28 protein-coding genes are annotated in these 26066 nt (G+C 70.8%); 8 read left to right on the top strand and 20 right to left on the bottom strand.

Going from position 1 to position 26066, the window contains the following annotated elements; translation table 11 throughout:
* Positions 1–3: 3 nt before the first annotated feature.
* Positions 4–975 carry an alpha/beta hydrolase gene (locus tag ABD256_RS27185; RefSeq protein WP_344424785.1) on the bottom strand — a complete coding sequence of 324 codons (972 nt, stop codon included), beginning with the start codon at positions 973–975 and terminating at the stop codon, positions 4–6.
* The gene (locus tag ABD256_RS27180) at positions 972–1829 is read right to left on the bottom strand and encodes a hypothetical protein (protein ID WP_344424782.1); all 858 of its coding nucleotides are present in this window, start codon (positions 1827–1829) and stop codon (positions 972–974) included. The genes ABD256_RS27185 and ABD256_RS27180 overlap by 4 nt, the downstream gene beginning before the upstream one ends.
* A 389-nt stretch (positions 1830–2218) precedes the next feature.
* Between ABD256_RS27180 and ABD256_RS27175 the strand changes: the two genes are divergently transcribed.
* On the top strand, positions 2219–2791 hold the full coding sequence (locus ABD256_RS27175; RefSeq protein WP_344424780.1) for a LuxR C-terminal-related transcriptional regulator: 573 nt from the start codon (positions 2219–2221) through the stop codon (positions 2789–2791).
* A 91-nt stretch (positions 2792–2882) separates the two neighbouring features.
* Here ABD256_RS27175 and ABD256_RS27170 read toward each other — a convergent pair whose 3' ends face one another.
* The 10 genes from ABD256_RS27170 to ABD256_RS27125 all read right to left on the bottom strand — a co-directional run bounded on the left by ABD256_RS27170 (position 2883) and on the right by ABD256_RS27125 (position 10680).
* Complete coding sequence (locus ABD256_RS27170) at positions 2883–3152, bottom strand: hypothetical protein (RefSeq protein ID WP_344424777.1); 270 nt, start codon at positions 3150–3152, stop codon at positions 2883–2885.
* A 49-nt stretch (positions 3153–3201) separates the two neighbouring features.
* Positions 3202–3471: a hypothetical protein gene (locus tag ABD256_RS27165; protein ID WP_344424775.1), complete on the bottom strand. Its 270-nt coding sequence runs from the start codon at positions 3469–3471 to the stop codon at positions 3202–3204.
* Positions 3472–3570: 99 nt separating this feature from the next.
* A complete protein-coding gene (locus ABD256_RS27160) occupies positions 3571–4779 on the bottom strand; it encodes an NAD(P)/FAD-dependent oxidoreductase (RefSeq protein ID WP_344424772.1) in 1209 nt (402 codons plus the stop codon).
* Positions 4779–5309 (bottom strand): hypothetical protein, encoded by a 531-nt coding sequence (locus tag ABD256_RS27155; protein ID WP_344424770.1) that lies wholly within the window; start codon positions 5307–5309, stop codon positions 4779–4781. The genes ABD256_RS27160 and ABD256_RS27155 overlap by 1 nt, the downstream gene beginning before the upstream one ends.
* On the bottom strand, positions 5306–6151 hold the full coding sequence (locus ABD256_RS27150) for an alpha/beta fold hydrolase (protein ID WP_344424769.1): 846 nt from the start codon (positions 6149–6151) through the stop codon (positions 5306–5308). The genes ABD256_RS27155 and ABD256_RS27150 overlap by 4 nt, the downstream gene beginning before the upstream one ends.
* Positions 6148–6975 carry a hypothetical protein gene (locus tag ABD256_RS27145; RefSeq protein WP_344424767.1) on the bottom strand — a complete coding sequence of 276 codons (828 nt, stop codon included), beginning with the start codon at positions 6973–6975 and terminating at the stop codon, positions 6148–6150. Before ABD256_RS27145 ends, ABD256_RS27150 begins: the two co-directional genes overlap by 4 nt.
* An 85-nt stretch (positions 6976–7060) precedes the next feature.
* Entirely contained in the window at positions 7061–7321 is a 261-nt protein-coding gene (locus ABD256_RS27140) for a hypothetical protein (RefSeq protein WP_344424764.1), read from the bottom strand.
* Positions 7322–7420: 99 nt separating this feature from the next.
* Positions 7421–8323, bottom strand: a complete 903-nt coding sequence (locus ABD256_RS27135; RefSeq protein ID WP_344424761.1) for an acyl-CoA dehydrogenase family protein — start codon at positions 8321–8323, stop codon at positions 7421–7423.
* A gap of 19 nt (positions 8324–8342) precedes the next feature.
* Positions 8343–9806, bottom strand: a complete 1464-nt coding sequence (locus tag ABD256_RS27130) for an SRPBCC family protein (RefSeq protein ID WP_344424758.1) — start codon at positions 9804–9806, stop codon at positions 8343–8345.
* A gap of 472 nt (positions 9807–10278) precedes the next feature.
* Positions 10279–10680: a VOC family protein gene (locus ABD256_RS27125; RefSeq protein WP_344424756.1), complete on the bottom strand. Its 402-nt coding sequence runs from the start codon at positions 10678–10680 to the stop codon at positions 10279–10281.
* A gap of 845 nt (positions 10681–11525) precedes the next feature.
* Between ABD256_RS27125 and ABD256_RS27120 the strand changes: the two genes are divergently transcribed.
* Both ABD256_RS27120 and ABD256_RS27115 read left to right on the top strand, forming a co-directional pair.
* A complete protein-coding gene (locus ABD256_RS27120; protein ID WP_344424753.1) occupies positions 11526–12455 on the top strand; it encodes an acyl-CoA desaturase in 930 nt (309 codons plus the stop codon).
* 19 nt (positions 12456–12474) lie between these two features.
* Positions 12475–12648: a hypothetical protein gene (locus tag ABD256_RS27115; RefSeq protein ID WP_344424751.1), complete on the top strand. Its 174-nt coding sequence runs from the start codon at positions 12475–12477 to the stop codon at positions 12646–12648.
* Positions 12649–12711: 63 nt separating this feature from the next.
* Here the strand turns inward: ABD256_RS27115 and ABD256_RS27110 are convergent, their stop codons facing one another.
* Together ABD256_RS27110 and ABD256_RS27105 are read right to left on the bottom strand one after the other, a co-directional pair.
* The gene (locus ABD256_RS27110) at positions 12712–13296 is read right to left on the bottom strand and encodes a DUF305 domain-containing protein (RefSeq protein ID WP_344424749.1); all 585 of its coding nucleotides are present in this window, start codon (positions 13294–13296) and stop codon (positions 12712–12714) included.
* 55 nt (positions 13297–13351) lie between these two features.
* Positions 13352–13729 carry a DUF6153 family protein gene (locus tag ABD256_RS27105; protein WP_344424746.1) on the bottom strand — a complete coding sequence of 126 codons (378 nt, stop codon included), beginning with the start codon at positions 13727–13729 and terminating at the stop codon, positions 13352–13354.
* Between the two features lie 184 nt (positions 13730–13913).
* Here ABD256_RS27105 and ABD256_RS27100 point away from each other — a divergent pair, with 184 nt between their 5' ends.
* Positions 13914–14348, top strand: coding sequence for a DoxX family protein (locus ABD256_RS27100; RefSeq protein WP_344424744.1), 435 nt, complete (start codon positions 13914–13916; stop codon positions 14346–14348).
* Positions 14349–14582: 234 nt separating this feature from the next.
* On the opposite strand, the gene ABD256_RS27095 is transcribed toward ABD256_RS27100, so the two are convergent.
* Positions 14583–15611 carry a YhjD/YihY/BrkB family envelope integrity protein gene (locus ABD256_RS27095; protein ID WP_344424742.1) on the bottom strand — a complete coding sequence of 343 codons (1029 nt, stop codon included), beginning with the start codon at positions 15609–15611 and terminating at the stop codon, positions 14583–14585.
* 67 nt (positions 15612–15678) lie between these two features.
* Between ABD256_RS27095 and ABD256_RS27090 the strand changes: the two genes are divergently transcribed.
* The gene (locus tag ABD256_RS27090; RefSeq protein ID WP_344424740.1) at positions 15679–16686 is read left to right on the top strand and encodes a PHP domain-containing protein; all 1008 of its coding nucleotides are present in this window, start codon (positions 15679–15681) and stop codon (positions 16684–16686) included.
* Positions 16687–16694: 8 nt separating this feature from the next.
* Here ABD256_RS27090 and ABD256_RS27085 read toward each other — a convergent pair whose 3' ends face one another.
* Together ABD256_RS27085 and ABD256_RS27080 are read right to left on the bottom strand one after the other, a co-directional pair.
* Positions 16695–17225, bottom strand: a complete 531-nt coding sequence (locus ABD256_RS27085) for a class I SAM-dependent methyltransferase (RefSeq protein WP_344424737.1) — start codon at positions 17223–17225, stop codon at positions 16695–16697.
* 111 nt (positions 17226–17336) lie between these two features.
* Positions 17337–18596, bottom strand: coding sequence for an NAD(P)/FAD-dependent oxidoreductase (locus ABD256_RS27080; protein WP_344424735.1), 1260 nt, complete (start codon positions 18594–18596; stop codon positions 17337–17339).
* 77 nt (positions 18597–18673) lie between these two features.
* Here ABD256_RS27080 and ABD256_RS27075 point away from each other — a divergent pair, with 77 nt between their 5' ends.
* Positions 18674–19297, top strand: coding sequence for a TetR/AcrR family transcriptional regulator (locus tag ABD256_RS27075; RefSeq protein WP_344424732.1), 624 nt, complete (start codon positions 18674–18676; stop codon positions 19295–19297).
* Between the two features lie 87 nt (positions 19298–19384).
* The gene (locus ABD256_RS27070) at positions 19385–20914 is read left to right on the top strand and encodes an MDR family MFS transporter (protein ID WP_344424881.1); all 1530 of its coding nucleotides are present in this window, start codon (positions 19385–19387) and stop codon (positions 20912–20914) included.
* 39 nt (positions 20915–20953) lie between these two features.
* Here the strand turns inward: ABD256_RS27070 and ABD256_RS27065 are convergent, their stop codons facing one another.
* Positions 20954–21673, bottom strand: coding sequence for a DUF2786 domain-containing protein (locus tag ABD256_RS27065; RefSeq protein WP_344424730.1), 720 nt, complete (start codon positions 21671–21673; stop codon positions 20954–20956).
* A 42-nt stretch (positions 21674–21715) separates the two neighbouring features.
* Positions 21716–22888 (bottom strand): kynureninase, encoded by a 1173-nt coding sequence (gene kynU, locus ABD256_RS27060; protein ID WP_344424727.1) that lies wholly within the window; start codon positions 22886–22888, stop codon positions 21716–21718.
* Positions 22889–23113: 225 nt separating this feature from the next.
* On the opposite strand from kynU, the gene ABD256_RS27055 reads away from it, so the two are divergent.
* Positions 23114–24958: an AMP-dependent synthetase/ligase gene (locus ABD256_RS27055; RefSeq protein WP_344424724.1), complete on the top strand. Its 1845-nt coding sequence runs from the start codon at positions 23114–23116 to the stop codon at positions 24956–24958.
* Between the two features lie 49 nt (positions 24959–25007).
* Here the strand turns inward: ABD256_RS27055 and ABD256_RS27050 are convergent, their stop codons facing one another.
* On the bottom strand, positions 25008–25898 hold the full coding sequence (locus ABD256_RS27050) for an SDR family NAD(P)-dependent oxidoreductase (RefSeq protein ID WP_344424721.1): 891 nt from the start codon (positions 25896–25898) through the stop codon (positions 25008–25010).
* Between the last annotated feature and the right edge of the window lie 168 nt (positions 25899–26066).

The raw sequence follows: 26066 nt of genomic DNA, 5'->3' as shown, positions 1-26066 counted from the left end.
TCATCACCTCGGTCGGTTCAGGGGTTCGAGGACGGGCACGCGCGCGGTGGCCGCCCACTCGATGGCGCCGACGATCTCGGCGGCGGGCTCGCGGTGCATCACCAGCCCGTTGTGGTCGGCGCCGTCGACGACGGTGTGCCGGTGCACATCGGACAGCTCTGCCAGTTCGCGCTGCAGCACGAGGTGCTGCGGGTCGGCGTTCACGCCCGCGGTGAGCACGGCGACGGGCAGGTCGCCCGGCAGTGGCTTGTCCCTGACTTCCTTGGCCCACCGCGATTCCCACACGTCGAACTCCATGGCCGCGCCGCGCCACACGGCCGCCGATGACACGGCGTGGACGGTGCACGCGACGAGTTCGGGCGGCAGCGCGCGGAAGTACCGCATCGGCTCCGGGCCGACATCGACGCCGAAGAAGCTGCGCAGGCGCAGGTTCGAGATGTTGTGCCGGACCATCAGGAGCGCCTCGCGCTGGGCAGGCACCCGGGAACCCTGGTCGGGGTGAGACGACTCCGCGAGCACGAGCCCGGCGACCTGGTCCGGCCTGCCCGCGGCGAACGCGCGGGCAACCAGCCCGCCGACCGAGTGCCCGACGAACACGTACGGTGCCGGCAGCCCGAGCGCGGCGAGCAGTCCGGCCGTCACGTCGTTGGTCTTGGCGGCACCACGACGGCCGCGTGCCGGGCTCCAGCCGTTGCCGGGCCGGTCGTAGACGACGTAGGGGAACCGCCCGTCGATCCCGCGCAGCACCCACGCCCATTCCGTGCAGGGGCAGGACAATCCGCTTTCGAAGACGACGGTCGGGCCGTCCCCTTCGCGGTTGACGAGCGCGTGGACGCGCTCTCCGTCGAACTCGACGAACTCGCCCGGCGCGCCCTCCGGCGGGGCGAGCCGGTTCACCGCCTGCTTCACCGCGATCGGGGCGAGTGCCGCGGCGCCGAGCGCGGCGGCCACCCACTGGTTCCGCGTGGCCGTCATGCGCGCTTCCCCGACGAACGGGCGAAGTACTCCACCGCGGGGTAGGTGGCGACGAAGGACCAGAAGAACCGGTTGAGCCCCATGAACTTCGCGTTGCCGACGTGGAAGGCCATCCCGCTCAGGAAGAACAGCCGCGCGACGGGTTTCGGGACGACCAGCACGAGCGGGAACGTGGCTTCGGCGACCATCACGCCCCACGCCATCAGCTTGGCGAAGGTCTCCCGGTCGCGGAGCAGTCCGAAGAGGAACTTGTCACCGTAGGTCCGCGTGCGGAAGATGCCCGGCATCGCGGCACCGTTGCGCCACACCGGCGAGGTCATCTTGACCACCCCGGAGGTGAAGTAGGACAGGCAGCTCTGCGCGGCGATGAAGGACAGTGCGAACTCGCGGGCCTTGCGGTCGTCGGGGAAGAGCTTTTCCAGCAGTGCCACCGCGTAGTTGATGAAGGCGAGCTGGTCCGAGCCGTCGAGGCCGTAGTTGCTCCGCACGTTCATCGCCGCACCGGTGCCCGCCAGCCCCGCGAGGCACGCCGCGCGCGACCGGCGCGTGCCGCCCGGCGCCAGCAGCCCGGCACCGCTGAGCAGCCTGGTCTGCACCAGCCCGATCACACCGGGGTAGGCGAGCACCTTGTCGAGCTGCTTGATGTGGAACTTGTGCGCGCCGACGAGCCGCGTCCGGTTGACCGGCCAGCTCAGCAGTCCCTTGTCGTCGAGCGTCTTGTGCGTGGCGAGCTGTTCCAGCGCACCGATCGTCGACCCGACCGCGGTGAGCCGCTCGATCCGGCCGAACGTCCGATCGAGATCGTCGACGTACCGCCGCCGTTTGGTGGCAAGGACTTTACCCCGCAGTTTCATCGCACTCCCGAGAGACAGGTCGAACCCCAGGGTCTCGACCGGGCAGGTGAGCCAGAAGGCTAACTCCGCGTGGTGAACACCGGCATCATGCAGATGACGGATCTTGGCACCACGTCGCTGCCCCCGAACACCGGAAAATCAAGCAAGTGTGATCCTGGTCACAGCCAGATAATTACCGACACGATCGGGCGACATGTCGCGTAACATCCCCGAAAGCGGTAAATGCTCGTGCACTGAGCGAGAAACTGGGGTCCGCGAAATTGAAAAAAGATTCAAGAAAAGATCATATCGACGTATACGTCGTCACCGGCCCGGACACCGCGGCAGGCTCGGAAGAGCAGCCGCGAAGACCGTTCGAGCCCACTCCGTTCGACTGGGGCCGCTTCGGCATGAACCCCATCGCGGCGGACGGTCTCGTGGCCGACTTCTGGCACATCCAGAACTCGGCGCGCGAAGGCATCTGGCTGGTCAGGTCGCCCTCGGTGTTCCGGAGCGCGGCATGGCGGGACGCACACCGGCTCGACGGTCCCACCTGGTCACCGAGGCTGCCGGTGGTCGCCGTCTGCGCGGAGGACGAGCCGGGGCAGGTCAGCGACGCGCTCGCGGCGGGCGCCTCGGCGGTGGTGCTCGAGTGCGACACTGCCTGGCAGTACGTGGCCGCGATCCACTCGGCGCGAAAAAGAGAGCTCTTCATCTCCCCGAGACTGCTCAGCCCGCACGCGAAACAGATCATCGATCTGGTCAGGGCACCCAAAACGGGACGACTCGACCAGCTCACCACGCGGGAGAACGAGGTCCTTTCCTATCTCGCGAAGGGGTATCCGAATTCCACCATCGCCGAACAGCTCCACATTTCCAGGGCGACGGTCGGCACCCATGTGCTGAACATTCTCCGTAAACTGAATGTCCGGAATCGCACCGAAGCGGCGAGCATCGCGTACCGGTTGCAGTTGTCCGGCTGACCGGCACGTCGTCCGTGTGTCCGATGTGGAGCGGACCACGGGGAAGGGCCACCCTGCGGGGTGGCCCTTCCTTGACGTGCGTTCCGCCGGATCAGGCGTTGATCGAGCTGAGCCGGATTCCGAGCAGCTCGTCACCGGACTTGCCGGACAGCCCGGCACCGCCGCCGGCCTGGTCCTGCATGCCGACGAAGTCGCTCACCATGTTGCCCGCTACGAACAGGGTGGGGGTGATGGTGAGCGTCCCGACCAGCGCGGCAGGGGTGCACAGCGTCGTCGGGACCGCACCGGCGACCTCCAACGGCTTCAGCGCGCCGTCGTCACCGGGCTGCGCGGCCTGCGCCGCGCGTTCGACGAGATTCATTGCTTCCTCCAGTTTCCTTCGAGTACCGCACGCGTAGGTGCCTGTGGGATCAGGCGCCGATCGAGCCGAGCCGGATTCCGAGCAGCTCACCACTGGACTTGCCGGACAGCCCGGCACCGCCCCCGGCCTGGTCCTGCATGCCGACGAAGTCGCTCACCATGTTGCCCGCGGCGAAGACGCCGGGGAAGATGGTCACCGTGGTGAGCAGTGCGGCGGGCGTGCACAGCGCCGCCGTGGTCGCGCTCGCGACCTCCAACGGCTTCAGCGCGCCGCCGTCACCGGGCTGCGCGGCCTGCGCCGCACGTTCTACCTGATTCATCTCTTCCTCCAGTTTTATTCGGGTACCGCACCAAAATCCGGCGGAGTCCGCCGCCGGAACCCGTGGGGCCTCGGTACTCGGCCGAGCTGAGCCGCGGGCTCACCACGCGAGCAAGTACCCGTCCGGAGCGTCCACATCGAACAGCGGGGCCAGCCCGCTGAACGCGTCGCGCATCCTCGCCATGCCCGGTGCCAGCTCGCCGCCGAAGGCCGAGGCCAGGTTCCGCACCAGGTCCACATCGGACTCACCGGCCCGCGCTGGGTCGATCCAGAACGCGCTGTGCGCGACCAGCGCGGCCCCGACCTCGCGGTGGCAGCGGTCGACCGTGTTCGCCACCGCCCGGTCCGCCGGATCCTCGACCAGCAGCTCGATCGCGCGAACCGCGCTCTGCGCGGCCAGCAGTGCCATCGACGCGCCGCTGGCCAGCGGGCCGGGGTCGACCCCCGCCGCGTCGCCGAGCGCGATCCAGCCGCGGCCGCAGACGGTGGCCGAAAACCCGGGCACCGCGCTCGTGCGCACCGCACCGGCGGGAGTCGCCGCGCCGAACAGCTCGCCCAGCACGGTGCCCGCGAGCAGGTCCGGCCAGGTGGCCGGCACGTCGTCCCGGTCGAGCGAGCCGAAGGCCAGCCCGCCACCGGCGTCACCCGAGGGGACGTACCAGAGCCACGCCCGGCCTGCCGGAAGGCGTTCGAGGTACCCGAACGGCCCGGCCTCGGCGAAGGGCAGCGCGGCCGGGGGCACTTCGTGCACCCGCACCGACGCCGTCGTGGCGGTGCCGCGGTCGGCGCTGGCCGCGCCCATCGCGGTGGGGACGAGGCCGGGCGCACCCGTCGCGTCCACCACGACCCGTGCGCGCAGCACGCGTGGTTGTCCGTCCACAAAGCACTCGAACCCGATGGCGGCGCCGTCCTCGACGAGAGGAGCCGTGGCAAGGGCGCCGTCGAGCACTTCGACGCCTCGCTCGCGCGCACGCGCCACGAGCAGCGCCGACAGCGCCTTCCCTTCGACGTGCCGCGACCGGCTTGCCGATCCCGTCGCCGCATAGGACATCGGGCGAAAGCGCTGTGCCCCGAAGCCGATCAGAACCTCGCCGTTGCCACGGGGCGCGACCGCGTCGGGCACCAGGTTCCGCCCGAGATCGCCGAAGACGCGCTCGACGCCGGGTTCCAGCATCTCGAACCACTCTTCGTCGTATGACTCGCCCGGCACCAGCACCACGTGGTGCCCTCGCCCGGCCAGCAGCGCGGCCACCGCGGGGCCCGCGATCCCGCCGCCCGCGACGGCCACCTCGTACTCGGTTCCCGCCATCAGTCCCCCTCTTCGAGCGGATGCACCTCGGACATGAACAACGCGAACGGGGGCTCGTCGTCGTGGCCGCCGGACAGCGAGAGCAGGAACTGGATGCCGACCGCGGCCTCGTCGTGCGGTTGCGCGTTGATATGCGTGAGCAACGTCAGGTACGGCACGCTGAGCTGGACGCCCTCGCTTCCCGCCGGGTTGTCCTGCACGTAGCGCAGCAACTCCTTGACGATGTCGAAGGCGCACTTCTCCTTGCGCAGCGTCGGGTGCCAGAAAGCGTGGTGCGGACGGCGTTCCGCGATCGAGGTGACCTCGCGCCACGCGGTCGCCGTGCCGTCGCGGAGCCGGTCGCGGTAGAGGATGTGGTAGTCGTGCACGCCGGGGTCCGGCGCGAAGAACCGCCAGTCCGGCAGCAGGAGGTACAGCCGGTCCCACGCGCTCGGCGCGTCACCGCGGAAGAGCTTCTGCCCGACGAGCGAGAGCCCGAACCAGCCGCCGAGCAGCCCGTAGAGCGCGGACCGCACGAACCGGCGGCTCACGCCGTCACCTCCGCGAACAGGTACCGCGCCGCGTCGACCGTGGCCGCGCCGAAGGGCGAGTCCGCGGTCAGCCGCATCGCCGACTCCTCCGGCACCATGACGAAGGCGGGGCGCGCCGAGGCGGCGGTGAGTTCGCCGACGAGCGCCTGCGCCACCTTGTCCCTGCCCAGCCTCGGCTTCGAGCCGAGCACCACGACGGGCACTTCGGCCGGGAAGCCACCGGCGAAACGGCCGGCGGAGTTCTTCCACGCCACGAGTTCGCTCAGTGCCGCGAACCAGGTGCGCGGGTGGTCGAGGCACCGGCTGAGGCTTTCCCGTTCGGCGGCGGGCAACCAGTCGAACGACGCGGCCGCCGCGCCGCGCCCGCGCCGCAGCAGCGTCTTCACCCCCGACCGCACCAGGGCCGCTTCGAGCTGTGCCATCGCCTTGCGCTGCGCGGCCGAGCGCATCAGCTCGCCGGGGTGCATCGGGTCGACGAGGACCAGCCCGTGCACCCGGTCCGGCCACCGCACGGCGAAGGAGTGCGCGGCCATCGCCCCGAAGGTGTGCGCGACCAGCACGACCGGCCGGTCGATGCCGAGCGCGGTCAGCAACTCGCCGAGGTCCTCGGCGAGCTTCGGTGCCGTGCGGGGGCCGGGCGCGCGCGTGCTCGGCGCGGTGCCCGCGCGCTGGTAGCTCACCGTGAGCGTGTCGCGCGCCAGCTCGCGCTGAAGGTACGACCACAGCTCGACCGGCCCGCCGAGCGGGCCCTCGAAGACCACCGGTGGCGCGTTCGTCTGGCTGCCTTCGACCTTCGCCCACACCGCGTGGGTGCCGAGGCCGACCAGGTCCGGCCCGGTCACCGCGCACCGTCCTCGGCGCCGCGGAGTGCGCGCGCGCAGAAGTCGATCGCGGGATAGGTGCTGAGGAAGGACCAGACGAACCGGTTGAGCCCCATCACCGAGGCGTTCGCGACGTGGAAGCCGGCGCCTGCCGCGAGCACGGTCCTGACGATCGGCTTCGGCGCGATCAGCACCAGCGGGAACAGGGTTTCCCCGGCGATCGTGGCCCAGCCCAGCGCCCTGCTCAGCGCCGGCTTGTCACGGAGGTAGGCGAACACGGCAGGGTGCCCGAAGAGCTTGGTGCGGAACAGATCGCGCAAGGCGGTGCCGTCGCGCCACACCGGCGAGGCGAGCTTGGCCATGCCCGCGACACTGTAGGAAAGGCTGGACTGCCCCGCGATGAACCACAGGCACGCCTTCCTGGCCCGGTCGTCGCCGGGGAACCACGCCGCCAGCGCCAGCGCCACCTGGGTGAGCCCCAGCATGACCTCCGCGCCGTCGGAGCCGTACGGCGATCGCGCCCGCAGCGCGTAGCTGCTCCCGGCGAGGTACGTCGACGCGGTCCGCCTGGCCGCCTCGCCACCCCTGCCCACCACCAGCGAGGTTCCGGACAGCGCCCGGAGTCCGAAAAGGACACCCATGCCCCGCTTGCCGAACGCGGTGTCGAGCGCGCGGCTCCGCTTTCCGGTCATCCAGCCGAACCGGGTGCGCGCGACCCGCCAGGAGAGCAGTTCGCCGTCGTCGAAGCTGCGCATCGTCGCGAGGTTCTCGAGCGCCGTGACCACCGAACCGAGCGCGGAAACCCGCTCGGCACGGCGCAACGCGATCTCGGTGGCGTCGGCCACGAACGACCCCCAGTCCCTTCGCTTCGGTTGGTGCCTGCGGCCCGATGACGCGCGGAAGCGCCACCGGGCCGCAGAGTTCGGTTGATCAGCCGGCGCGCATCGAGAGCAGCGCGGCGGCGGAACGGCCCTGGACGATCGAGGGGTCGACGACGTCCACCCCGTCGGCGTGGTGGGTGTGGCAGGCGTCCGAGGTGACCCCGGCCGCGAACACGGTGCCGAGGTCGATCCCGATCGTGGAGAACGTCCAGCAGGTGGTGCACAGGGCGGGCGCCGAGTTCTGGAGCGCTTCGAGCGGCCGGATCGGGTCCTCGGCAAGACCGTTGGCGAACGCTTCAACGTGGTTCATCAATTCTCCTTCGGAGGGAACTGCGCATGATTGTGCGATGGCAACGCTAGGCAGCCGAGGACGAGTTATCATCAATCAAAATATGCATTTGTCGCCAGCTCAGATGTCGCCAGGAGTGACGTAACGACCGAGCTGTGCCAAGGAAATGGCCCGTTCGGCCGCGACGCCGAAGATCCCGAGCCGATCCAGTGCGGACAGGTCGCACCAAATTCGCTGAATGGCACTCCCGTCGTAAAGCGCCGAGCCGCCGCTCTTTTCGAAGGCGAATTCCACGACCGCGCGCGCGGCGCGATAAGCGTGCCATGACGCGGCGGCGATGCGCACTCGCTGCCCGGTGCCCATGCGTTCGCCGACGCCCGCGATCTCGTCGTGCAGCAGGTGGCGCGCCGCGCGGAGCCCGGTCACCAGCCGGGTGAGTTCGACCTGGATCGTGTGGTCGTCGATCATCGGCTTGATCGCGCCGTTTCTCGACCGCTTCCGCGCGAAGTCGAGGAAACATCCCAGCCCGCCGCGCGCGAGGCCGAGCGCGACCGCGGCTGTCGCTGGAAACCTGGTCGACAGCAAGGGAAAACCGGCCGCGATGCCCGCCTGCAGGTCGACGATCCGGTGTGCGGGCACGACGATCCCGTCGACGACGACCTCACCGGTCTCGGCCGCGACGAGGCCGAACGGCTCCGGCACCGGCCGCGCGGTCAGTTCGGCCGCGGACAGCAGGACCAGTGCCCGTGCCGTCGGATCGCCGTCGGCTTCGGCGGCCAGCGCGAACCATCCGGCGCGGGCGATCGCGGGCACGGCGTCCCATTTGCCCGCGATCAGGTAGCCGCCGCCCGGCCGCGCGGTGAGCACGCCGCCGGTGTCGGCGGAGGCCGTCAGATAGCCGGCGACTTCAGCGACGGCGGCGGGGTCGGCGGCGGCCAGCACCGCGGAGCCTTCGGCCGCGGCGAGCAGCCCGGCCGAACCGTCCGAACAGGACAGTTCCTCGATCTCACGCGTTCGCGACAACAGGGACATAGTGGTTCCTTCAGCGCGACGGCGCCGTTTTCAGGCCGAAGTAGCGTTCGGCGTAGGTGCGGATCATGTCGTCGCTGACCGCGATGTGCTGGCCCGCCGCGTGGATGTCGGTGAAGCAGCGGTGCAGCGCCGACCCTTCGGCCGCCGCCGCGCCGCCGAGCCGTACCGCGGTGGTGACGACCCGCTTCGCGGTGTCGACGGCGTGGCGCAACGCCAATGCGGGCAGCGCCGCCTGCCGCGGCGTGCCGTCACCACCGGCTTCCACGCAGGCCAGCAGATCGCCGACCGCGGCACCGGCCAGTTCCCGCGCGGCGGCCAGCTCGGTCTCCGCCCGCGCGAACGCGTCGACGTGCGCGCCGGTGTCGGCGACAGCCAGCGACTCGTCGAGCGCCCGCCGCGCGACCCCGATCGGGAAGCCGAGCATGAGCACGGCCTGGATGGTGTACGGCGTCAGCCGGTGCAGTGCCTCGCCGAAGGCCGCCGGGGCCGAGTAGAGCGCCGCGGTGTGCGCCGAGGGCACCACGAGCCCGCTGACCTCGACGTCGTGGCTGCCCGACGCGCGCAATCCCGCGACGTGCCAGGTGCCGTGCACCGTCGCGGACGAAGCGGGGAAGAAGGCGAGCCGCGCGGTACCGTCCACCGGGTCGTGGAACCCGCCCATCAGCAGGTCCGCGTGCAGGCAGCCGCTGTTGAACGCCCATCGTCCGGTCAGCACGTAGGTGTCGCCCTCGCGGACACCCGTGCCGCGGATCGCGGTCGACCCCGCGGTGACCACCGCGCCGTCCGTGCCCGCGAGCCGCTCGGCGTCCTCGCGGGCCAGCCAGGCGAGGTACGCCGACTGGTTGCCGATCAGGGCGGTCCAGCCCGTCGCGGGGTCGGCGCGGCTCAGTTCTTCCACCGCGGCGAGCACCGTGGCACCGCTGGCTGGCGCGCCCCCGAGCGCCGAGGGCAAGCCCATGCGGAACAGCCCGTGCCCGCGCAGCAGGTCGACCACGTCGCCGGGCAGCGCGTTCGCGTCGTCGCGCTCACCTGCCCGCCGTTCCAGCACGGGCGCGAGCTTCCTGGCCGCGCTCACCGGATCCGCCGCGGGCTCCACCGCCTCCGCGACCGGCCACGCCGCGGCGGCCAGTGCGTCAGCGAGCGCGTTCGCGAGCTCGTGCGCGGCGCACTCCCAGACGAGCTGGGTGCCTTCGCCGCTTTCCCGCACCGCGCAGGTGAGCACCTCCGCACCGGAGACGACCACGCGCACCCGGCGTTCGGCGTGCCGCCACCGGACTTCGACGGCGGTCACCGTGCCGTCGCCGAGCGAGAACCCGAACTCACCGCGCTCGCCGGTGCGCACGCGAAGGTCCACACGCGACGGGAACCGCAGCACCCGCGGCCAGTGAAGCGGATCAGCCAGCAGCCGCCACGCCCGCTCCGCCGCCGCCGGGACCCGGCGAGTGCCCGCGGCCACGACGTCTCTGGCTTCCATGGCACTCCTCGCGCGGACCGGGTGACCGGTCACGGCTACGACCGGTACAGCGGATCCAGGCTAAACACGCCGGAGCGCGCGCACCTCAAGCATTTGACTGAGATCCGCGCACGACGCCGCACCTGTCCACTGTGGATCGTCATGGGACGGTCGCGCGGCCGTTCGAAGCGCGCCGCCGAGCCGGGCCCCTTCATGCCCCGAAGGTCGCAGTGATGACGCGCCCGCGTCGATTCCGGTGCGTTGGGTGGCGGACGAGCGGAGCCGCCCAGGGGAATCGCCGGGGCTTGGTCCCTGAAGGACGCCTTCGGGGAATCTGACGCCGCGAACTCGCCCCTCGCGGCGGGCGGCTTGGTGACGCCGATGCCCTGAAGGGGCCCTTCGCGGCGTCAGATCCCCTCAAGTGCCCCTTCAGGGCATCCGGCCTGGAGCATCCCTAAGGACATCTCCCGCCACCCTCGCTCCCGATAACCCGCTAGCCGATGTTGACCATCCACACGATGCCGAAACGGTCGGCGCACATGCCGAACTCGGCGCCCCACATCTGCTTTTCCAGCGGCACGTCGATCCGGCCGCCCTCGGAGAGTTTCGCCCAGTAGCCGCGCAGTTCTTCGTCGTCATCACCGCTGAGGCTGATCGAAATGGCCGAACCGGGGTTGTGTGCCATCCCCGGCGGCGTGTCGGAGGCCATCAGGATGAACCCGCTGGTGGTCTCCAGCATGGCGTGCATGATGTTGTCCTTGATGGACTCGTCCGGCGCGCCGGACTCCCCGAAGGTGTTCAGCGTCAGCGTGCCACCGAACACCTCGCGGTAGAACTCCATCGCCTGCCGCGCGTCGTCGGTGAAGCTGAGATAGGGGTTGAGCCTGGTCGCCATCGGATGGTCCTTTCGCCGGAACGGAAACGAATCCTCGCAGATCGATCCCGTGCCGACAACGGAAAGGGGTCACCCGTGCGCGCGAAATGTTCCCGACTTTTCACCGGCGCTTTCCGTGAAGAACTCACGTGTCCGATTTTCGTTTCGCGGGCCGCTTTTCCCGACGCGAAGCGGCCGCGTCCAGCCTGAGCGGGTGGTGTGCCGTCCGACTTCGGCGAGCCTGGCGGCCAGCGCGGCGTTGCCGTCCCCGAGGTGGTCCCCTCGCTAGCGGGGACAGCAGCGCGGCGGGCTCGCCGTGAGCGCCTCGTCGAGGGCCGCACGGATGGCTCGCACCGCGTCGTCCTCCCGCATTTGTCATCCTTTCGACGACCTGAACCTCGTCATCGTTTCGATGACACACTACCGGGGAAGCGCACGCCAGAGCCCATTCCGGCAAAGCGGGCATCTGCTGTCCACAGTGGACATTAACTTGGATTTCACCTGATACTGAAACGGTTTCACCCAGGTAGGACACGGTGCCATGGCGTCCACGACGTGCGTCGGGTACCGTCAGCGGAGTAGGCAGCTCCGGTCAGAGCCACTCACCGGACACCGGAGTACCCAGATCGGAGTCATCCGGCGTACCGGCACGCACCGGCGCCGTGGCGGGCCACCGTCGTCCGCCCCTCTACCAGCAGAACCCGCGCCATGAGCGCGATCAGCCGCCCGACCGGCGGCCCGGTACTGCGCGAAAACCGTTACACCGTCGCCGATGCCGGCGACACAGGCCCGTCATCGCCACGGCCTCGTGCCACCCTGCCCGCCGGGCGGTTCCCGGCCGAGGACCGACGAAACCCGAGGTATGCATGTCCGAAACCCAGACCCCCACCAGGAAACCGAAGCCGATCGTGTCCGGGGTGAAATCACTCCCCGAGCACGTCACGGTCAAGATCTTCGTGCTGCTGCCGCTCGTCGCGCTGGCAGTCGCGATACCGTTCGCCTGGGGCTGGGGCCTGAGCTGGCTCGACATCGGGATCGGCGCGTTCTTCTTCGTGCTCAGCGGGCTCGGCGTGACCGTCGGGTACCACCGCTACTTCACGCACGGCTCCTTCAAGGCCAAGCGCGCGCTGCGGATCGGGCTCGCGATCGCGGGTAACCTCTCCGCGCAGGGGCCGGTGACCACCTGGGTCGCCGATCACCGGCGCCACCACGCGTTTTCCGATCGCGTCGGCGATCCGCACTCGCCGTGGCTGTTCGGCACCGGCGCACGCGCGCTCGCCAAGGGGTTCTGGCACGCGCACATGGGCTGGCTCTTCGAACGCGAGGTGACCAACGCCGACCGGTTCGCCCCCGACCTGCGCGCCGACCGCGACATCCAGCTCGTCGACCGGCTCTTCCCGCTGTGGACCTTGGTCACCTTCCTGCTGCCCGGCGTCATCGGCGGCCTGATCACCTGGTCGGTGTGGGGCGGGGTGACCGCGTTCTTCTGGGCCGGGCTGATCCGCGTCGGGCTGCTGCACCACGTCACGTGGTCGGTCAACTCGATCTGCCACATGATCGGCGAGCGCCCGTTCGCGAGCAGGGACAAGGCGGCGAACTTCTGGCCGCTGGCGATCTTCTCCTTCGGCGAGTCGTGGCACAACCTCCATCACGCCGACCCGACCTGTGCCCGCCACGGCGTGTTGCGTGGCCAGATCGACATCTCGGCGAGGATGATCTGGTTCTTCGAGAAGCTCGGCTGGGCGTGGAACGTCCGCTGGCCGACGGCGAGCAGACTCAGCCGGATCTCCGCTTAACGTCGCGAAAGGACCGAAAATGCGTGACGACTCAGCGTCTCAGCAACGACCCGCCACTGGGGTGGCACCACTGCTGTTCAGCAACACCGAATCCGCCGAGCCCGACACCGCCGAACTGACGGACCGGGACACCGCGGCCGTGCGGTCGCCGTCCTTCCAGGCGGCGCCGGCGCCCGAGGCGGCCGCCTCCTGAACCACGGCTTCTGACCGGTGAGGGCCGGGGACCCGCGGGTCCCCGGCCCTCACCACGTCCAGGTCAGCGCCCGCCGAGCAGCTTCCGCATCTCGGCGATCTCGGCCCGTTGCGCGCCGGCGATGCGACCCGCGAGCGCCTTCGCGTCCGCGTCGGCGCCGCCGCGGAGTTCCGCGTTCGCCATCTCCACGGCGCCTTCGTGGTGACCGATCATCATGGTCAGCCACATCCGGTCGAACTCCGCGCCCTTCCCCGCCCGCAGCTTCGTCATCTCGGCGTCGCTCATCATGCCGCCCATCGAGGCGTGCGACGGCATTCCCGGCATGGCGTGCCCGCCCGACGGGGCGGCACCCCATCGCGCGAGCCAGCCGTCGAGCTGCTCGATCTCGGGCCCTTGAGCCCTCTTGATCCGCGCGGCGAGATCGGTCACCGCCGGGTTCGCGGTGCGGTCCGGCACCAGTGCGGCCATGTCGAGCGCCTGGGTGTGGTGCGGGACCATCTGCCGCGCGAAAGTGACGTCGGCGTCGTTGTGCGCGGTCCCGGCGCGCTGGCTCGGGGCCGCCTTCGTGTCGTCCTGAGGGGCGGTTCCGGCGCAGCCGGACAGGGCCAGCGCGGCGAGCACCGCGCCGACCAGTGACTTCCTGATCATGCTGGGATTTCCTTCTCGTACGTGTTCGGGATGCGGACAGGGCGAGCCGCCCCTGTCACACCCGCAGCACGCAGAGCAGGGAGAGGAAGACCGGCGAACGGAGACCGCGCGGCGGGTCACGACCGGCGCCCGCGGCGCGGACGGCGCCGCGCGGGAAGAGGCGCCCGGATCGGTGCGCGCGCCAGCCGGGCAGCGCGAACAGCAGCACGGCCGCCGCGGCGAGGACCGCGAGGCAGAGGTGAAGTGCGCCGTGACCGTCGTGCGAACCGGCAGGCGACCCGGACGCCGAGGGGCCGTCGTGGTGCGCCGGAGCAGCGGTCATCGCGGCGGGCATCGCGTGCGGTTCCGGCGACACCACGTGGTGCATGCCGAGCACGCCGAACGCGAGCAGGCCGAGCAGCGCCCATCGGAGTGCTGTTCGGCGGAGGCCCACGTCATCCACGGTATCGCGCCCTCGCCCCCGACCGTTATCGACCTATTTGCCGGATTGGGTTGACCGCCGGGGCACCGGTCCCAAAGATATTTCGAGCCGGGTGTCGATCTGGGGGCGGCTCGTTCGACGCATCGGTGAAAGCACCCGAGCGGGTAGCGCGGACCAGCGACTTAGGAGAACGGCGATGAGCGACACCACGACGACCACCGAACGGGAACTCGACCTCGTCACCAGGCTGCGCGGCCCGGTGATCTCGCTGACGCGCATCGTCGTCGCGGCCTTGTTCTTCTGCCACGGCGTGCAGGGGTTCGGCGCCTTCGGCGGTGTCGACGGCCAGGGCGGCTCGGTGCCGTTCGGGTCATGGCCCGGCTGGTGGGGCAGCGTCCTCGAACTCGCCGTCGCGGTGCTGGTGGGTGTGGGCCTGTTCACCAGGGCGGCGGCCGTGCTCGGCTCCGGCGTGATGGCCTACGCCTACTTCACCGTGCACGCCCCGATGGCCCTCGTGCCGCTGCTGAACATGGGCGAGCAGGCCGTCCTCTACTGCTGGGTCTTCCTGCTCTTCGCCCTGATCGGCCCCGGCCCGTTCGCGATCGACGCGCTCCTGCGCCGCCGCCGCTGACCGCTTCCCCGGCAGACTGCTCGTGCCCGAAGGCGACCTTCGGGTCGCCGATGCCCCGAAGGCTGCCTTCGGGGCATCAGCCTCACCGTGCTCGCGCGCCGCGAAGGTCGAGAATGCGGCGTCAGGTGCTCCGAAGGCGTCCTTCAGGGACCACGCGGCAAGCGCTGGCGAACCCGCACTTCGGCTGCGCCCACCTCACCCGGATCGACGTGCACGCACCATCACGGCGACCGGTCAGGGGCGGCGCCGCAGGCGCGTCAGCGCGAGCGTGGCCAGCGCGCCGGTGAGGGCGCCCGCTGCGGCGGGCACCAGCGGCGCGCGACGCGGGGTGACGATCGGCCGGATCACCGCGGGGCCCGGCGGCGCGGGCCGTTTCGCGGGCGCGTCGCTCCCGGTCGCGGTCCAGGCGGTGATCACCACGACCATGCGCGAGACCAGCGCGATGAAGAACAGCAGGCCGATCACCGAGCCGAAGGCGACCCCGGTCGGCGAACTGCCGATGAGCGTGATGAACACCCCGCCCGCCTGTTTCAGCAGCTCGAACCCGATCGCCGCGGCGATCGCGCCCCGCATCGCGCTGCGCACGCCGACCGGCTCCCTCGGCAGCCTCGCGAACACCCACAGGAAGACCAGCCAGTCGGCGAGCAGGGCGATCGGGATGGAAAGCACCGAAACCAGCGTGTGCGCCCACTCGGCGTGCGCGAGCGGGCCGAGCCGGAGCAGGTACCCGCCGAGCGCGCCACCGGAGGCGGTCAGCGCGAACGACACCATCAGCGCGGCCGTCAGGCTCAGCAACGCCAGCAGGTCCTTGACCACCGTGCGGATCAGCGGCTGCCGCGGCGGGTGCTTGTCCCACATCGCGGTGAGCGCGTCCCGCAGCGCGTTCATCCAGTTCCAGCCCGAGTAGAGGCCGATCACCAGACCCGCGAGGCCGACCTTCGTGCGCTGTTCGATGAACCCGGTGAGCAGGTCGGTCAGGTTGTCCCCGAACGATCCCGGCACCGCCCTGGTGATCGAGTGCAGCATCGACTGCAGCAGTTCGGGCTGCCCGGCGAGCACGAACCCGGCCACGGACATCCCCACCATCAGCATCGGAATGAGCGAAAGCAGGGTGAAGTAGGAGATCGAGGCCACGTACTGGTAGCCGCCGTGGTCGACGTAGCGGTCGATGCCGCGCACCAGGTGGTCCAGCCACCGGTACCGCCTCCGCAGGCGTGCCCACCTGGTCTCCCCTGCCACCGCGCGTGATCGTTGTGTGGTCACCGGCCATATCTACCCCACCACCCGCCGATCGGCTGCATGACGGGCCTTCGCGGGGTTAGATCGGGACATGGACCCGGTAGCGGCTTTGCGGCAGATCGCGTTCAACCTGGAACTCCAGCACGAGCCGACGTACCGGGTGCGCGCGTTCCGGCGCGCCGCGGCGACGATCGGCGGCGTCGACCCCGACGACCTGGCGAAGCACGTCCGCGCGGGCACGCTGACGAGCCTGCCCGGTATCGGGAAGGCCACCGCGGGCGTGGTGACCGAGGCGGTGTCCGGCGGCGAGCCGAAGTACCTGACCGACGTGCTCGCGCGCGGGAAGGGCAAGATCCCCGGCGGCGGGGCGCTGGCCGCGGCGCTGCGCGGGGACTGCCACACCCATTCCGACTGGTCCGACGGCGGCAGCCCGATCGCGGAGATGGCGGAAACCGCCCGGGACCTCGGGCACGAGTGGATGGTGCTGACCGACCATTCGCCGAGGCTCACCGTCGCGAACGGCCTGTCCGCCGACCGGCTGCGCGCGCAGCTCGACGTCGTCGCCGAGCTGAACGAGCGGATGGCCCCGTTCCGCATCCTGACCGGGATCGAGGTCGACATCCTGCTCGACGGGACGCTCGACCAGGACCCGGACCTGCTCTCGCGGCTGGACATCGTGGTGGCCAGCGTGCACTCGAAACTGCGGATGTCCACTTCGGACATGACGCGGCGGATGCTGGCGGCGGTGGCCGATCCGCACGTGAGCGTTCTCGGGCACTGCACGGGGCGGCTGCTCGGCGAAAACAAGAAGCGCCCGGAGTCCACTTTCGACGCCGAGCGCGTTTTCGAAGCCTGCCGCGAAAACGGGGTCGCGGTGGAGATCAACTCACGGCCGGAACGCCTCGATCCGCCGCTGCGGCTGTTGCGCATGGCGGCCGAACTGGGCTGCACGTTCTCGATCGACAGCGACGCGCACGCACCGGGACAGCTCGGCTGGCTCCCCTACGGCTGCGAGCGCGCGCTCGAATGCGGCATCGGCCCCGAGGACGTCCTCACCACGAAGACCGCGGAAGAACTGCTGGCATGGAAGGAATCCTGACCGTCCACTCAGGAACGACGGAACTCGGCGCGCCAGCGCACCGCCGACGGGTCCGCGACGCCCGGCGGCTGCTCGATCCGCACCTCGATCAGTCCGTCGTCGGCGAAGGCGTCGATCTCCTCGCGCGTGAGCGGCCACGGCGGCGCACCGGGATTCCCGGCCGCGGCCAGCACCAGCAGCGTCCCGCCCGGCGCCACCAGCGCGCGCACGCCCGCGGTCGCCGCCGCGTGCAGTGCCGGCGGCAGCGATTGCACCGTATGGCTTTCCAGCACGAAGTCGAACGCGCCCGCCAGCTCCGGCGCCAGGTTCAGCAGATCACCGGTCCGGTAGTCCACTGTGGATTCCGGGTGCCTGGCGCCGGCGTCGCGGACCGCGGTTTCCGAGATGTCGAAGGCGACCGTGTCGTACCCGAGACCGGCGAGGTACTCGGCGTCCCGCCCGAACCCGCAGCCGACCACGACGGCCCGGCCCGGGCCGTGGCCGCGCCCGGTGATCCACTCGACGAGCAACGGGTTCGCGTCGCCGCGGTCCCACGGCACCTTCGCCTCGCCGGCACCCGGCGGCGGCGTAGAGCCGCTCGAACCACGCGGTCGGATCGCCCTCGGCGATCGCGGCATTGGCAAGGATCTTCGCCCGCTCGTCCGGTGTGCTCACGAATCCGCCTTCGCCGCGGTGACCGCTTCGTCCCAGGACGCGTGCTTGGCGACCAGCGACCGCAACGGGCGCAGTGCGCGGAACGCCTTGATCCCGAGCACCCCGGCCACCGCGCCGCCGCGGCGGTAGAGCGCCACCAGCTCGCCGCCTTCCAGCACGCCTTCCGGGGTGCCGCGCACGACGAGCGCTTCGTCGTGGCCGCCGAGCAACCCGAACGCCTGCAGTTTCAGGTCGTACTGGTCCGACCAGAAGTAGGGCACCGGCGTGAACGGGTCCTCGGTCTTGCCCGTCATCGCGCGCGCGACGTAGAGGCCCTGCTCGGTCGCGTTCGTGCGGTGCTCCAGCCGGACCTGCGCGCCGTAGCCCTCGTGGTACCAGCTCGCGACGTCGCCCGCGGCGTACACCCCCGGCGCGGCGGCGCAGAACCGGTCGCAGCGCACGCCGTCGGAGCAGTCGAGCCCGCTGCCGCCGAGCCAGGCCGTCGCCGGCGCGGCGCCGATCGCGACCACCACCACGTCGGCCGGCAGTTCGGTGCCGTCGGCGAGCAGCACGCCGGTGACCGCACCGTCGCCGGACCGCACGGCCTCGACGCCGACCCCGGTCAGCACCCGCACCCCGCGCGCGCGGTGCAGCGCGGCGAGCACCCCGCCTACCTCGGTGCCGACGACCGCGGCGAGCGGCTCGGGAGCGGGCTCCACCAGGCACACCCCGGTGCCGAGCCTCCTGGCCGCGGCGGCGATCTCGGTGCCGAGGAACCCGGCGCCGACCACGACGAGCCGTTTCCCCTCACCGAGTTCTTCCCGGAGCGCGGTCACGTCGTCGAGCGTCCGCACCGTGTGCACGCCGCGGATCCCGCCGGTCCCCGGCAGCGCGCGCGGCTCGACACCGGTCGCGATCACCAGGTTCGCGAACGCGAGTTCCCGCCCGTCGTCGAGCGCGACCCGGCGGGAGCCGAGGTCGAGCCCGCGCGCGGTGACCCCGAAGCAGGCCGTGACGCCGAGATCGGCGAGCTTCTCGTGCGCGCACAGCCGGATCCGGTCCGGTTCCCACTGGCCGGTCAGGATCTCCTTCGACAGCGGCGGCCGGTCGTACGGCAGCCCCTCCTCCGTCCCGACCAGGCTCAGCTCGCCGGAATACCCCGCACGGCGCAGTCCTTCCGCCGCCATCAGCCCCGCCGCGGACGCGCCGACCACGACCACCGGCCCCTCGCCACCCATGTTCACCCCGTCCTGGTCGACCGGCACGGTCGCCGTCACCACCCCCGATCATGCCGGTACTCGTGCATCACCTGCAAACTTGCGGACACTGCAATATTGCAGGTACTGTAAGAATCGTGCTCGACTCACAGGGGACTCCCGGCAGGCGGGAACGCAAAAAACACGACACCTATCGCGCGATCGCCGCCGCGGCGGTCCGGTTGGTGAGCGAACGGGGGCTCGACGGCGTGACCGTCGACGACATCAGCGCGGTCGCGGACGTCTCGCCCCGCACGTTCTTCAACTACTTCGGATCCAAAGAGGACGCCGTCATGCTGCCCTACCCCGACTCCGAAGAACAGGAGAAGCGGGCGAGGATCGCCATCCGGGACGCACCCGCCGAACTGAGCACGCTCGCCGCGGTCCACCTGGCGGTCCGGAAGGACATCACGCGGTTCCTCGACGACCGCGAGGAGTGGCTCATGCGGCTGAAGGTGATCGAGGACAACCCGTCGCTCATCCAGCGGATGATCAGCACGAGGGGCAGTTCCGAGCAGCTTATGGTCGAAACGGTGGCCGCGCGCGCCGGCGCCGACCCGGCGGACCTGTTCCCCCGCCTGCTCACCAGCGCCGTGATGGCGACCGTCGGGTGCGCGCTGCGCCAGTGGTCCGCGACCGGCGGCGGGGACGACCTGCCGGAGCTCGTCGACGCCACGTTCGCCGCGCTCGCCGACGGCCTTCCGGACCCGAAGACCGGCTGAAGAACCGGAAACACACCACAGGAAGCAAGCACAAAAGGGGATCTCGTGACCACGACAGCGGAACCGTCCGCTCCGCACCAGGGCGCCATGGGCAGACGCCAGGTGCTCGAAGCACTGTCCGGGCTGATGATGGGGATGTTCGTCGCCATCCTGGCCTCGACGGTGGTCGCCAACGCGCTGCCGCGCATCGTCGCCGAGCTCGGCGGCTCGCAGTCGTCCTACACCTGGGTGGTCACCACCGAGCTGCTGGCGATGACCGCGACCGTGCCGCTCTGGGGCAAGCTTTCCGATCTGTACAACAAGAAACTGCTCATCCAGCTCTCGCTGTCGCTGTTCGTGGTCGGCTCGCTAGTCGCGGGCTTCGCGGGCAACATCGACGTGCTGATCGCGAGCCGCATCGCGCAGGGGATCGGCGCGGGCGGTCTCACCGCGCTCGCGCAGGTGGTGATGGCGGCACTCGTCTCGCCGCGTGAACTCGGGCGGTACTCGGGCATCTTCGGCGCCGTCTTCGCGGTCGGCACCGTGGCGGGCCCGCTGATCGGCGGCGTGCTCGTCGACACCTCGTGGCTCGGCTGGCGCTGGTGCTTCTTCCTCGGAGTGCCGTTCGCGGTCGCCGCGATCGTGCTGCTGCAGCGCACCCTCCGGCTGCCGACCGTGCGCAGGGAGGTCAAGGTCGACTACCTCGGCGCGTTCCTGATCATGCTCGGCGTGTCCACCCTGCTGGTGTGGTCGTCGCTGGCCGGCCACCAGTTCGCCTGGGGTTCGATGTGGACGGTCGTGCTCGTCGGCGGCGGGCTGCTCGTGCTCGCGCTGGCGCTCTACGTCGAGTCGAAGGTCGCCGAACCGGTGGTGCCGCTGCACATCTTCCGCAACCGCACCATCTCGCTCACCACGCTCGCGAGCTTCCTCGTCGGCGTCGCGATGTTCGGCGGCACGGTGTTCCTGTCCCAGTACTTCCAGCTCTCACTGGGCAAGTCGCCTACGGTCGCCGGCCTGATGAGCCTGCCGATGATCTTCGGGCTGCTCGTCTCGTCGACCGTTTCGGGCCAGCTCATCAGCAAGACCGGGAAGTGGAAGCCGTTCGTGGTCATCGGCGGCGTGCTGGTGATCGCGGGCCTGCTCCTGCTCTCCACGCTCGCCGCCGACACGAACAGCGTGGTGCTCGGCGCCTACATGGTCGTGCTCGGGCTCGGGATCGGCATGCTGATGCAGAACCTCGTGCTGGTCGCGCAGAACGACGTGCCCGCGAAGGAGCTGGGCTCCGCGACCTCGGTGCTCTCGTTCTTCCGCAGCCTCGGCGGGTCGATCGGGGTCAGCGCGCTCGGCGCGGTGCTCGCGAACCGGGTCACCACGCTCATCGCCGAGGGCATCGGCCCGATGCCGGGCGGGCAGTCCTCCGGCGGCGCGGTCCCCGAGATCAGCAAGCTGCCGGAACCGGTGAAACACGTGGTGCAGGAGGCATACGGCACGGCGACCAGCGAGATCTTCCTGGTCGCCGCACCGTTCGCGGTGCTCGCGCTCATCGCGATCCTGTTCCTGAAGCCGACCGAGCTCAAGACCCAGACCGGGACCGAGCGGCTGGCCGCCGAAGGCGCGGAGCCGAGCACGATCCACTGAGGACACTGCGAACCGGCTGGGGCGCGGGCGATCCGCGCCTCACCGGTTCAGCAGGCCACCCCGCTTCCCGGTGACCCCCGTGGTACCGAGATCGGCGCGCTCGCCAGCCGCTCGCCCGTCGGAGAAACCGGAACCGGTGAGGCGGCGGCGCCGCGCCATCCGCAGCGCACCGAACTCCTCCTGGTACGCGGCCTCGACGACGGCCTTCCGGTCGCGCAGCACGAGTTCCGCCGAACCGGACCCGCCATCGTGCTCGGCCACCGCCTTCTCCTCGGCGCCCTTCAGCCGGTGGAAGACGGCGAGGGCGAACCCCTGCAGCCAGCTACGGCGGTACGCGGCCACCGACTGGGCCGTGCCGCCGCCGGACGCCCTGCCGAGCTGGGTGCCCGCCTGCAGCAGCAGGCTGGTGAACAGCAGCTCGATCCGCAGCAGATCGGAGCGGAACCCGAACACCGTCACCCAGTGCACGCGCTGCGACGCGCGCGCCAGCACCGTCCGGCACCGCAGCGGTTCCGCGATACACGTGACGAGCTGGGCCTTGTCCCTGCTGTACGGGTTTTCCACGTCGATCCGCATGCTCGTCACCTCGTCCGCGAACTCCGCACGGGCGGCGAGCATCGCCTGGTCGATCCCGTAGCGGGCGATGAGCTCGGCCGCCTTGGTGTTGTACGCCTCGGCTTCGGCCTCGGTGACCGCCGGGTCCTCCGCCTTCGCCAGCAGCTTGCGAACCCGCGCCAGCAGCGCGTCCTCCTCCGGCATGTGCCTCCCGTCTCCTCGCCTGTCCCGCCGGGAGAGTACGGGTCAGGTACGACAGGACCGCAGCTCCCGCACCGCACGCAGGACATCGGTGTACCGCACGTACAACGGGGCGAGCCCGAGCCGGAGCACGTCCGGCGGCCGGAAGTCGCCGAGCACGGCGCGGTCCGCCAGCGCGCGGGTGACTTCGCGCGCGCCGTCGAAGGCGAGCGAAACCTGGTTTCCGCGCGCCGGTCCGCGCGGGGTCAGCACCTCGACGCCGGGCGCCAGCTCGTCGACGCAGGCGAACGCGAACTCCCCGAGCGCGAGCCCCTTCTCCCGCACCTGGCCGATCCGCACGCCGTCCCACACGTCCAGCGCGGCGTCGAGCGCGAGCATCGACAGGATGTCCGGCGTGCCCGCCATGCCCTTGCGGACCCCGGCGGCACCGCGGTAGCCGGGTTCCATCGCGAACGGGTCGCGGTGCCCCACCCATCCCGCCAGCGGCTGGTCGAACTCCTCCTGCCACTTCGACGGCACGTAGAGGAAGGCGGGCGATCCCGGTCCCCCGTTGAGGAACTTGTACGTGCAGCCGACCGCGAAGTCGACCCCGAGCGCGTCCAGTTCGATCGGCAGCGCGCCGACGCTGTGGCACAGGTCCGCGAGCACCAGCGCGCCCCGCTCGTGCGCCGCCGCGGTCAGCAGGGGCAGCTCGCGCAGCGCGCCGGTGCGGTAGTCGACGTGGTTCACCAGCACCACGGCCGTCCGCTCGCTGACCGCCTCGCCGAGCGCCGCCACCGGGACCCGGCGCACCCGGTGCCCGGTCAGCCGCGCGGCCCCGTCCGCGATGTAGCCGTCAGTCGGGAAGGTCTCCGCGTCGACCAGCACCTCGTCGCGCCCGTCCGCGATGCGGCACGCCGCGACCAGTGCCTTGAACAGGTTCACGCTCGTCGAATCCCCCACCACCACCTGGCCCGGTGCCGCGCCGACGAGCGGTGCGACGCGGTCCCCGACGCGTTCCGGCGCCGTCCACCAGCCCTCGTCCCACGAGCGGATGAGCCGGCGCGCCCACTGGTGCCCGATCACCTCGGCCAGCCGCGCCGCGACCCCCTTCGGCGGCGCACCGAGTGAATTCCCGTCCAGATAGGACATTTCGGGGTCGAGGTCGAACTCCGCGCGCTTCGCGGCGAGCGGATCGGCCGCGTCGAGTTGGTCGGCGCGCTCGGACAAGGACGGCATCGGGCTCCTCCGGTGACGGTGCACCGAAGTCCACCACGGCGGGGCCCCGGACCCCAAACGTCCACTGTGGACGGCTAACGATCACCGGAAACGGGCGCGCGGGGTGGGAAGTTCGCCGGGTGGACGTGGCCGCGAATCTCTATTCCCGGCACGGGGTGACCGCTTAGGGTGACGAGACGGCGTAGTCGAACGTAGTCGAACGCAGCAGTGACGAGGAGGCAGGCGTTGACCACTCAGCAGTCCGTCGCGGAACTGACCGAAGGCCAGACGATCCCGAAACTGGTGCACCGGAACGCAACCGAGTACGGCGACCTGCCCGCCGTCACCTCCCTGGACGCCCCGGGAGAACCGACGCTGACCTGGGCGGAGTTCCGCGCCGAGATCGCGGCGGTCGCCCGCGGCCTCGGCGCGCTCGGGCTCCGCGACGGCGAGCGGATGCTGATCATGAGTTCGAGCAGGCCGGAGCACCTCGTCGTCGATCTCGCCGCGACCCATCTCGCGGCACTGCCCTGCACCGCCTACGGCACGCTCAGCCCCGACCAGATCCGGTACGTCGCACGGCACAGCGGCGCGCCGGTCGTGGTGCTCGAAGGTGCCGACGCGCTGAGCCGGTGGCAGCCGGTGCTCGACGACCTGCCCGCGCTGCGCCACGTCGTGGTGATCGACGCCGGGCTCGTGCCGGAAGGCGACGACAGGTTCGTCAGCCTCGCCGACGTCCGCGCGAAAGGTGCCGCGCTGCACGAAGAGGACCCGGACGCGTTCGAGCGGATGTGGGCGGGGATCGGCACGGACGACCCGCTGTCGATGATCTACACCTCCGGCACCACCGGCGACCCGAAGGCGGTCGTCCTCTCGCACCGCAACGCCATCCACGAGGCCTACGCCGTGCGCGACCTGCACGACGGCCCGATGCACGCCACGAACATCGCCTACCTGCCGCTCGCGCACATCGCCGAGCGCGAGATCTCGATCTACATGCCGATCGTGTACGCCGGGCACGTGCACACCCTGGACGACCCGTCCGGCATCGTCGGCGCGCTCGGCCGCGTGCACCCGCAGAGCTTCTTCGGCGTGCCCCGCGTATGGGAAAAGATGGCCGCGGGGTTGAAGAACATGCTCGCGTCGGCACCGGAGGACCGCCGGGCGGCGCTGACCGCGGCCAGCGACCTGGCCCGGGAGGGCTACCAGCGGCGCAGCGCGGGCGAGGAGGTGCCGCCGGACCTCGCCGGGCGCATCGCCGCGGCGGACGAAGCAGCGCTCGGCCCGGTGCGCCGGCTCCTCGGCCTCGACAAGCTGGTGCTCGCCTCCAGCGGCGCCGCCGCGCTCCCGCTGGAAGTGCTCTACTTCATCGCGGGCCTCGGCGTCGAGATCCAGGAAGTGTGGGGGCTCTCCGAAACCACCGGCGCGGTCACGTCGAACACCGGCACCGCGTTCAAGGCGGGCACCGTCGGCAGGCCGCTCGAAGGCATGGAGGTCGAGGTCGCCGACGACGGCGAACTGCTCGTGCGCGGGCCGATCGTGTTCCTCGGCTACCTGCGGCCGGACGGCACCGTCAAGTCGGCCACCGACGCCGACGGCTGGCTCGCCACCGGCGACATCGGCGCGATCGACGAGGACGGGTACGTCACGATCACCGACCGCAAGAAGGAGCTGATCATCACCTCCAGCGGGAAGAACATCGCGCCGACCAGGATCGAAGGCCTGCTGAAGGAGCACCCGCTGATCGGGCAGGCGGCGGCGATCGGCGACGGCAGGCCCTACCTCACCGCGCTCATCGTGCTCGACGACGAAATCGCCCCGCCGTGGGCGGCCGCGCAAGGGATCGAGGTCCCGGACGGATCCGCGCTCGCCGACCACCCGTCGATCCGCGCGGAGATCGACAAGGCCGTCGAAAGCGCCAACGCGCGGCTCGCCAGGATCGAGCAGATCAAGCGCTACCACCTGATCCCGAAGTCGTGGACGCCGGAAAGCGGTGAATTGACCCCGACGCTCAAGCTCAAGCGCCGGGTCATCAACGAGCGCTATGCACCCGAACTGGCCGCCCTCTACGAAAGCACCGCACCGGCCTGAGGCGTTTCCCGGCGAAGAAGGCGAAGAAGGCGAAACGGGCGCCCGTGCGTCAAGCGGAGCGGGACGGGATCTCGGTCCACTTCCGCAGCCGCGGCGGCACCCGCTTCTCCAGCCCGTACGGCTCGAGGTGCGCGCTGAACACCTCGTCGAACGCGCGCTGCACGCTGTCGGTGTCCCACACCGGGCGCTCCAGGATGGGCGCCTTGAAATGCGGCTGGCCGAGCACGTGCAGCTGCGACCCGTCGCACCGGATCAGCTGCCCGGTGATGCCGTGCGCGCCGTCGCCGAGCAGGAACAGCACGACCGGCGCGATCCGGGACGGGGTGCGCTCCGGCGGGCAGTTCCGCAGCGCGCGCTCGGACTTCCAGACCATGCGGGTGTGCGCGAGCGGGCACACCGCGTTCACCCTGATCCCGGCGTCCTCCATGTCGAGCGCCCAGGAGTAGGTGAGCGAGGCGACGGCGCCCTTGCTCGCCGCGTAGGCACCGAGCTTGCGCTGGCCGAGGGAGGCGCCGGAGGAGATGTTCACGATCGAGCCGCCCTCCCCGCGCTCGACCATCGCCCTCGCCGCCGCGGTACCGGCGTACATCGTGCCCAGCAAGTTGACCTCGATGAGCTCCCGCATCTGCTCGGCGTCGTCCTGCCACGGCAGCGCTTCGTAGTTCAGCCCGGCGTTGTTCACCAGCCCGTCGATCGCGCCGAACTCGCCGACGCACTGGTCGACGATGGCCTCCGCCTGCACCGCGTCGGCGACCGAATGCGCGCTCGCGACGGCGCGACCGCCGTGCGCGCGGATGTTCTCCGCGGTGCGCTCGGCGAGATCCGCGTCGATGTCGTTGACCACCACCGCGGCACCGGCGTGCGCGATGTGCACCGCGAACGCCTCGCCGAGTCCCCGGCCCGCACCGGTGACGACGATGGCCTTTCCCTCGAGCAGCATGGTTGCCCTCCCACCCGCCAGCTCCTTGGTGACCGCTGCTGGCCCTGGGTTCAGTGTTCGCCGATCGCGGCGCCGGTAAACCAGATGGACGACGAGCGGTTACTCCACTGCGCTGAACGAGTGAGGGCCGATCGGCCGGGACTTACGCCTGGGCCGGTCACTCCCTGT

The sequence above is a fragment of the Amycolatopsis minnesotensis genome, assembly GCF_039529815.1.
GTDB lineage: Bacteria > Actinomycetota > Actinomycetes > Mycobacteriales > Pseudonocardiaceae > Amycolatopsis > Amycolatopsis minnesotensis.
Note: the sequence above shows the minus strand (reverse complement) of the source record. Positions and strands in the feature narration are given on the sequence as shown.

Excerpts from the sequence above, each read along its gene's own strand:
- ABD256_RS27185 (WP_344424785.1), bottom strand. The coding sequence starts at position 975 with ATGACGGCCACGCGGAACCAGTGGGTGGCCGCCGCGCTCGGCGCCGCG.
- ABD256_RS27180 (WP_344424782.1), bottom strand. The coding sequence starts at position 1,829 with ATGAAACTGCGGGGTAAAGTCCTTGCCACCAAACGGCGGCGGTACGTC.
- ABD256_RS27175 (WP_344424780.1), top strand. The coding sequence starts at position 2,219 with ATGAACCCCATCGCGGCGGACGGTCTCGTGGCCGACTTCTGGCACATC.
- ABD256_RS27170 (WP_344424777.1), bottom strand. The coding sequence starts at position 3,152 with ATGAATCTCGTCGAACGCGCGGCGCAGGCCGCGCAGCCCGGTGACGAC.
- ABD256_RS27165 (WP_344424775.1), bottom strand. The coding sequence starts at position 3,471 with ATGAATCAGGTAGAACGTGCGGCGCAGGCCGCGCAGCCCGGTGACGGC.
- ABD256_RS27160 (WP_344424772.1), bottom strand. The coding sequence starts at position 4,779 with ATGGCGGGAACCGAGTACGAGGTGGCCGTCGCGGGCGGCGGGATCGCG.
- ABD256_RS27140 (WP_344424764.1), bottom strand. The coding sequence starts at position 7,321 with ATGAACCACGTTGAAGCGTTCGCCAACGGTCTTGCCGAGGACCCGATC.
- ABD256_RS27130 (WP_344424758.1), bottom strand. The coding sequence starts at position 9,806 with ATGGAAGCCAGAGACGTCGTGGCCGCGGGCACTCGCCGGGTCCCGGCG.
- ABD256_RS27125 (WP_344424756.1), bottom strand. The coding sequence starts at position 10,680 with ATGGCGACCAGGCTCAACCCCTATCTCAGCTTCACCGACGACGCGCGG.
- ABD256_RS27120 (WP_344424753.1), top strand. The coding sequence starts at position 11,526 with ATGTCCGAAACCCAGACCCCCACCAGGAAACCGAAGCCGATCGTGTCC.
- ABD256_RS27115 (WP_344424751.1), top strand. The coding sequence starts at position 12,475 with ATGCGTGACGACTCAGCGTCTCAGCAACGACCCGCCACTGGGGTGGCA.
- ABD256_RS27110 (WP_344424749.1), bottom strand. The coding sequence starts at position 13,296 with ATGATCAGGAAGTCACTGGTCGGCGCGGTGCTCGCCGCGCTGGCCCTG.
- ABD256_RS27100 (WP_344424744.1), top strand. The coding sequence starts at position 13,914 with ATGAGCGACACCACGACGACCACCGAACGGGAACTCGACCTCGTCACC.
- ABD256_RS27090 (WP_344424740.1), top strand. The coding sequence starts at position 15,679 with ATGGACCCGGTAGCGGCTTTGCGGCAGATCGCGTTCAACCTGGAACTC.
- ABD256_RS27070 (WP_344424881.1), top strand. The coding sequence starts at position 19,385 with ATGGGCAGACGCCAGGTGCTCGAAGCACTGTCCGGGCTGATGATGGGG.
- ABD256_RS27065 (WP_344424730.1), bottom strand. The coding sequence starts at position 21,673 with ATGCCGGAGGAGGACGCGCTGCTGGCGCGGGTTCGCAAGCTGCTGGCG.
- kynU (WP_344424727.1), bottom strand. The coding sequence starts at position 22,888 with ATGCCGTCCTTGTCCGAGCGCGCCGACCAACTCGACGCGGCCGATCCG.
- ABD256_RS27050 (WP_344424721.1), bottom strand. The coding sequence starts at position 25,898 with ATGCTGCTCGAGGGAAAGGCCATCGTCGTCACCGGTGCGGGCCGGGGA.